Origin of the sequence: Amycolatopsis decaplanina DSM 44594 (assembly GCF_000342005.1) — a bacterium.
In the GTDB taxonomy this organism is placed as follows: domain Bacteria; phylum Actinomycetota; class Actinomycetes; order Mycobacteriales; family Pseudonocardiaceae; genus Amycolatopsis; species Amycolatopsis decaplanina.
In genome coordinates, this window is the sequence record NZ_AOHO01000078.1 from 246758 (window position 1) to 253039 (window position 6282).

At 67.8% G+C, this 6282-nt stretch carries 1 protein-coding gene (running past one end of the window); it reads right to left on the reverse strand.

What is annotated here, in order from left to right; translation table 11 throughout:
* Positions 1-6252: the start of a scabin-related ADP-ribosyltransferase gene (locus H074_RS36160; RefSeq protein WP_007035060.1), read on the reverse strand. The gene continues 24234 nt to the left of window position 1, outside the view; the window shows 6252 of its 30486 coding nt (coding positions 1-6252); the start codon lies at positions 6250-6252; the stop codon falls past the left edge of the window.
* Between the last annotated feature and the right edge of the window lie 30 nt (positions 6253-6282).

Genomic DNA, 6282 nt, shown 5'->3' on the forward strand with positions numbered 1-6282 from the left:
GAAGACCGTGACGGAGTCGGCGACCGTTCTGCCCATCAGGTCGTAACCGACCCGGCCGTACGGTGTCAGTCCGTCACCGAATACGTTCGCCGGTGTCCGGTGGTCGTATCGGTAGAGCGGTTCGTCCGACGTCCGCCACACCGGGTCCCACTGTTCGATCTCGCTCACAGGCACGTCGAAGACCGCCACAGCCGCCAACTCGCGTTGGTCGACCCTGTAGCTGTGCGCCAATTGGTCCACATCGGACACAGTGGGAGACACCTCCGCGGAAGCGGGCCGGACCGGGCCGAGGAGCTGCACCGCGGTCAGCGTGTAATGCGCCTCCCCCACAGAGCCGCGCAACGCCTCCAGTTCACCGCGCAACCCCGCCACAACCGGACTGTGCCAAGCCAAACGCGGCTCGGTACCCCCCGCGATCGCATCGGTCAGCATCGACACCAGACCATCATGCAAAAGCTGACGCGCCTCCTCGTCCGCCCCCTCCACAGCGGAGGGCAACCCACGCGTCAACTCCTCTGCCTTGGCCCGCGCTCGCTCGACCGCGCCCACCGATTCCGGCGAACCGTCCTCCAGTTCCTCAACCCGACCCGACGCCTCCATGATCGGCGTCAACCACTTCTCCAACGCTCGCTCGGCGTCGGCGACCAGATCGGTAGTTGCCTCCGGCTCCGGTGCCTGCCTCGATATCTCCGCCGCGGTCAGCGTGTAGTGCGCGCTTTCCACCCGCCCACGCAACGCTTCGAGCTCGGAACGCAATCGCGTGACATCCGCCTCCGCCCAGGCAGCCTCGGCACGCACCCCTTCGGCGATCAGGTCGGTCAGCATCGACACCAGACCGTCATGCAGGAACTGGAACGTATCCTCGTCGACGGCGGATCGCACGGACGGCGGTTCACGCACCAGCCCTTCGGCCTCGGCACGCGCCCGCTCGACAGGCACCGCCGACGGCAGCGAACCTTCCTCCCGCTCCCCAACCCGACCCGACACCTCCATGATCGCCTCCGACCACTCCGCCAAGGCGACGTCCGCCCTCTCGAGGACGTCGTGTCCTGCCGAAACCGGCCGTTCACTGTCCATATCGGACACGACGTCTTCGAGAGCGGGGAGCGGGAACCCGATTCCCACCTCGGCACCGGAACGCGAGCGCACGGCCACCGAGTCCGCTTCGGGCAAATCGACATCGGGGTACGGCCTCGGCGAAGTTCGTGACGCCGGACCTCCCATGACCAGCCCGTCCTCGGAATGGCTGTCGTCGGCATACCCGTCGCCCGAGAAGCCCTTGAACGTCTCGTCCAACCGGATGGGCGCCGCCCCTCCGTTCCCGAAGGCGGCGTCGACCACCGGCCGGGCGACGTTGTCCACCTCCTCCGGCACCTCTTGGATCGTCTCGGGCAGATGTACGTACATGTCGTCGAAGGGAGACCGCCAGTGCGCGGCCGTCTCGGGCGGGGACTCGTGCGTCGGGAAGAAGTTGCCGACATGTCCACCGGATGGTCGATGGACCGAAACCTGAAGAAGGCCGTCGTTGCCCCCGAACCTCCGCGCGGGCGAAGGGCGTCGCCCGCCGTGCCGGGAGATTTCGGGGCTGTCGCTACGCGATGTCCCACCGCCTCGCGACGACGTGAGGCTGGTGGCACGATGTCTGCTCAATTCGACTTCACTCGCCGTGCGGCGCAGATCGAGGGGCGAGATCTCTCCAACCGACGAGGCGATGCTCGACCGCCTTCGCCCGCGTGAAGCAGCGGAGGCGATATCGGATTGTTCCTCCTCGGCTCGATGCGGAGGCGAGCCGTCGGAGTCGGGGAGGGTGAACTCCTCGACCGGAGCCCCGCTCTCCTCGGGGGCCGCACTCGCCTCCTCGCCGGCGAGGTAAGGGAAGTACTTGGCGCTCGCCTCCACCTCACCGTCGGCCGCCCAAGCGACGAACTCCTCCGGCGTGAACACGGTCGGGCCGGGGTCCCTCGGGTGGTTCAGTACGAACACCTGCCTCCCGTCCACAGTGGCCGCCTGCAGGTAGACCGCGTGATCCGGGGTGGACAACAGTGCGCCGCCTTCGGCCGCCACCTGTTGCCAGAATGACGCCAGCTGCGCCGCCGTTCGCACTGTCCCCGCCACCGGGAGATTTGACCGCGTGTCGTCCGGCAACGAGCTAGAGCCGAACCGGGCGTCGTCCGATTCCGGTGCGAGCTGCGTCCCCACCTTGTCCAGATAGGACCCGTGGTCGACCTGCGCCAGGCGGCGGCTTCCCCGGTCCACAATCAGCGGCGACACCAGCATCCTGCTCAGCCGGCTGTCGCGCAGAACCTTCCGCGTGAGCACCGGCACCTGGTCGACATTCAATTCGGCGGCAGCGAGCTTCTGCATGGACCTGGCCCAGCGCGCGGTCAGCGCCCGCCATTCCCGCCGCCCGGCGCCGTCTGTCCGATCCGCGGCAGCCAGCCGGAGTGCGCGCTGTTCGAGGGCGGCGAACTCGGCTCGTGAGTCGGCGACCCGTTTCCGGACCATCTCCTCCTGGGTGCGTCCGAAGGGCCGATCGAGCCGGGATCGGCTCTCGGTACTCGCTTGGGCGAGGCCGTGTTCGGTCGCGTTCGCCACGGCCCGCCCCACCTGCAGCAGCCCTGCCAGCGTCGGCACCCTGCTGCGGACACCCGTATCGATGGCGGCGGGTGTGGCGGTGTTGAGGAAGTACTGTTCCTCATGCCCCGTGGCGGCGAACAACGCTTCCGTCAGCACCGCGGGGTTGTTCAGCAGAGCGGTGAACAACCGATCCGCGGCCAACGTGGTCCGGGTGGTCGTGTCGAGGTTCGCCAGGCCGAGCACCGTCAGGCGCACCGGCAGCTCGGCGTCGGCGGGAATCGCCAGGCCCAGCAACGGTGAAGTGGTCGCCGTGAGCGGGTCCGCGCCGCGCGAGATCACTGAGGTCAACGTGTCCAGCAAGTAGGTGAGCCGGGCGGGTGTCACCGGCTGAACGGTCCGCCGGTCTACATTCACGCCGCCGTAGGAGCGCTTCGGACGAAGCGGCTGTTCCTGGGTCGGCACCAAGGAAGCCGACAGAAGGGCGTCGTTGACGAACGTGCGGACGCGGGCCCTGGCGCTTTCGGACAGCGCGGCGAGCGACCGGTCGAGTGCGATCAACCTTTGCCGGGTGCCTCCGGGCAGGGCATGGTGCTCCAGCTTGCCCTCGCCTGCCAGCGCGGTGTACTCGGCGAGCTTGGCCCGCAGTTCGGATCGGGACATCTCCAGCTCGGGCAGTCCATGGATGGCGCGGTCGTAGCCGGCGGCGGCCTGGTGCTCAGGGGTGTTCGACACGTCGCCGAAGGCGGCCTCGACGGTTGCCCGGTGCCGGTCCCCCGAGGTCGGAGCGGGTCCGGTTTCGACGCGGAGTTCGACGTCCTCCAAGCCGACAGTCTGATTGTCGTCTTGAAGCGCGGCGAGTTCGTCGGCCAGTGTCTCCTGGAAATGGTCGCGCACCTGGACGGCCCGTCGCTGGGCCGTCGTGTCGCGTCGTCCAGGGAAGAAGACGTGGTCACCGCCATACCCGGTGATCGTCACCTTGACCCCTGTCAGCCCCAGGTCCTCCCGGAGTACGGCCACACGCGCCACTTCGCGCGCGACCTCGCGGATGTCCGCGAGGTCATCCTTGTCCGGGATCGACTGCCCCGGCTCGAATCGCACCTTCACCGGAGGGATCTCACCGAGTCCGCCGAGAGCCGTCGTCACCAGCGGGTTCACGCCCGGAGCGGTGCCCTCGGGGACGTGGAGCAGCACCTGCTGGTCGAAGAAGGTCTCACCCGGTTCCTTGGTGTACATCCGGAAAAACCAGCGCTCGGGACCTGGCATGATGTCGAGCTCGTCGGCCATCGCCCGCCAGACACGTTGCCGAGCCGAGGGGTCAGCCCGGTCATACCCGGTCCTCGCGATACCGGCGAGGGCTTCAGCGAGTTCGAGATGACGCTCCAGCCGTGCCGTCTCCGCGTCGTCTCCGGCGGTCCGCGCGCGGTCGATCTGCCTTGACAGCTCGGCCGGAAGACTCTCGAGTTCCGCGTGATGATGCACCAGATTGCGCTCGATCGCGTCCCGGACGGCCGCGTCCTGTTCCGCGGCGCGCGGATGGTTCTCCAGCGTGATCTGAGTCCGGCCGTCGGAGCTCTCCGCGATCACGGTGGCGAAGTGATACCCCGTCGGCTGGTTCGCCGCCGCCCCGTCCCGGGCCATGCCCGTGTAGGCGGGCCGGCCGTCGGCGCTCTCACCCGGGATCGAGGACCGCACATACATCTGTCCTGGCTTCGCCCAGGCGAACTGGTTCACCCCCATGCGTCGGGCGGTTTCATCGAGTCGCAGGCGTTGCACCCGCATTTCCGGGGCGTGGTTCAGCATCCGCCCGTACCGTCGTCCCGGGAGCGGGCGCCCCGGGGTCCCGCCGGTCTCACGTTGGTCCCGTGCGGCGATCTCCGCGGCCCTGCTCTCGTCCGCCAGGGACGGATCACCCTGTTCGACTATCTCGGCGAGGCCTTCGGCCAGGTGGAAGGTGCCGGTCACCTCCGTACCGTCACGGGTATCGACCCGAGCCGTGGCCCTGTGCCCTCCAGGACCTTCGAACAGCACCATGTCCGGTGTAGCACCGTGGACTATCCCGGCGAAGTCGCGGGAATCGTCGGTGAGCTGACCGGGCAGCCGGGGAACCACCCGGTGCAGTGTCTGGTCCCGGCCCTGTTCGTCGAGAACGATCCGGGAATCCCGCACCTCCAACTCAATTCCCGACCTGCTACGCCGCAGGGCTTCGCGAGCCTGTTCGAGCACCTCCTCGGTGGCGAAGAACTCCCTTGCCTCGATCACACCACCGCCGTCGTCCACCGACCGAGCGCCGTTGATGCCCAGGGTCCAGTCCCGTGCGACCCGCAAAACGGGCCGGTACTCCGTCTTGGTGCCGGTCTCCGGGCGGCCGAACAGCGGGAACGTGCCGTCTGTGCGACGCTGCGCCTGCAAAGGCCGGAGCGACTCGAACTGCTCCGTGCCCACGGGTTCGGGCTGGTACAGGGAGGTCAGGTTCGGCCGCGGCGCGGGAGCCGCGACAGGCGCGACAGAAGGACGACGTCCGCCTTGTTCGTCGCCCACGTGGACCAGGGCAGGCGGCATGCCCGGCCCGAAGCGGACGAGCGGAACGGTGCGGTGCTGTTCGTCGATGTCGTCGCGGATCTTCTGCTGGAACTCCGTCTCCGGCTCCCAGTACTTGAGCGCTCCGTGCTCGACCCCCATCTCCCGCCCGGTGAGCAGGTAGACCATGCGCTCGTAGTCCGTGTGATGCAGACTCGACCCGTCCTCGGGCAGCCGGATGTCGTACACGTCGTTGTCGCCGGTGATGTTGCGGAAGCCGACTTCCGTGCGTTCCTGGACCACCCCGTCGACGACGCGGAACCGGCCGGTCTCTGCCAGTCCGCCCATGGACTCGGCCAGCTGCGTGTACTCGAACGAACGATCCTCGTACCGCTTCGTCACGCGCTCACGGAGATCTTGCGGCAGGCTGTCGAGGTCCGGTCTCCGCGGCTCGAAGTAGGCCACCAGGCCGATCAGCTCCCGCGGCATACCCAGGTGGACGTCGAGCTCATTGAGTGTCTTGGCCTTGATTTCCACCGGCTTGGGGACCGCGCCCCTGGCTCGCCAGCCCACAGAGGCGGGGTTGGCAGGGCGGACGTCGAACACCACGCCGAACCGATCGGCCATCTTCTGGAACCGGCGCTGGTCCTGTCGCGAGAGTCCGTACTGGGTTTCGAGCGACTGTTCGCTGACGAAATCCGAATGCGCGGACTGAAGGGAGACCCAGCTGTTCTGCCGCAGCAGCGGCGACGGCGTCGCCGGCGACACATGCTCGTCGAGCTCATCGAAGAGCTCTTCGATGAAACGATTCGCTTCGCGTTCGATTTCGGGAAGCTTCGGTGGGCCTGCGGAAACGCGTTCGATGTCGGCCGGCGAACTCGTCTCCGATTCGGGGTGGTTCTCCGGAGCGGTCCTGCCGTCGATCGCGGCCAGCACCTCCTCGGTGAACCTCCACGCGTCCCTGTCGATCTCGGGCAGGATTTCCGCGGCGCCGAGCGTCACCGAGTCCGGAGCGGAATCCCCGGCGGGAACGCGGACGGTGCCATCTCGAAGGATCTCCACCCGTCCCGTCGGACCACTCACATCACCGTGATAATCCTTCTCCCGCAACAACCCCCGCAACTTGCCCAGCAACCCGCCCACCACCGGATCAGCCACCCGGCAACTCAAAACCACCAACTCACCGCT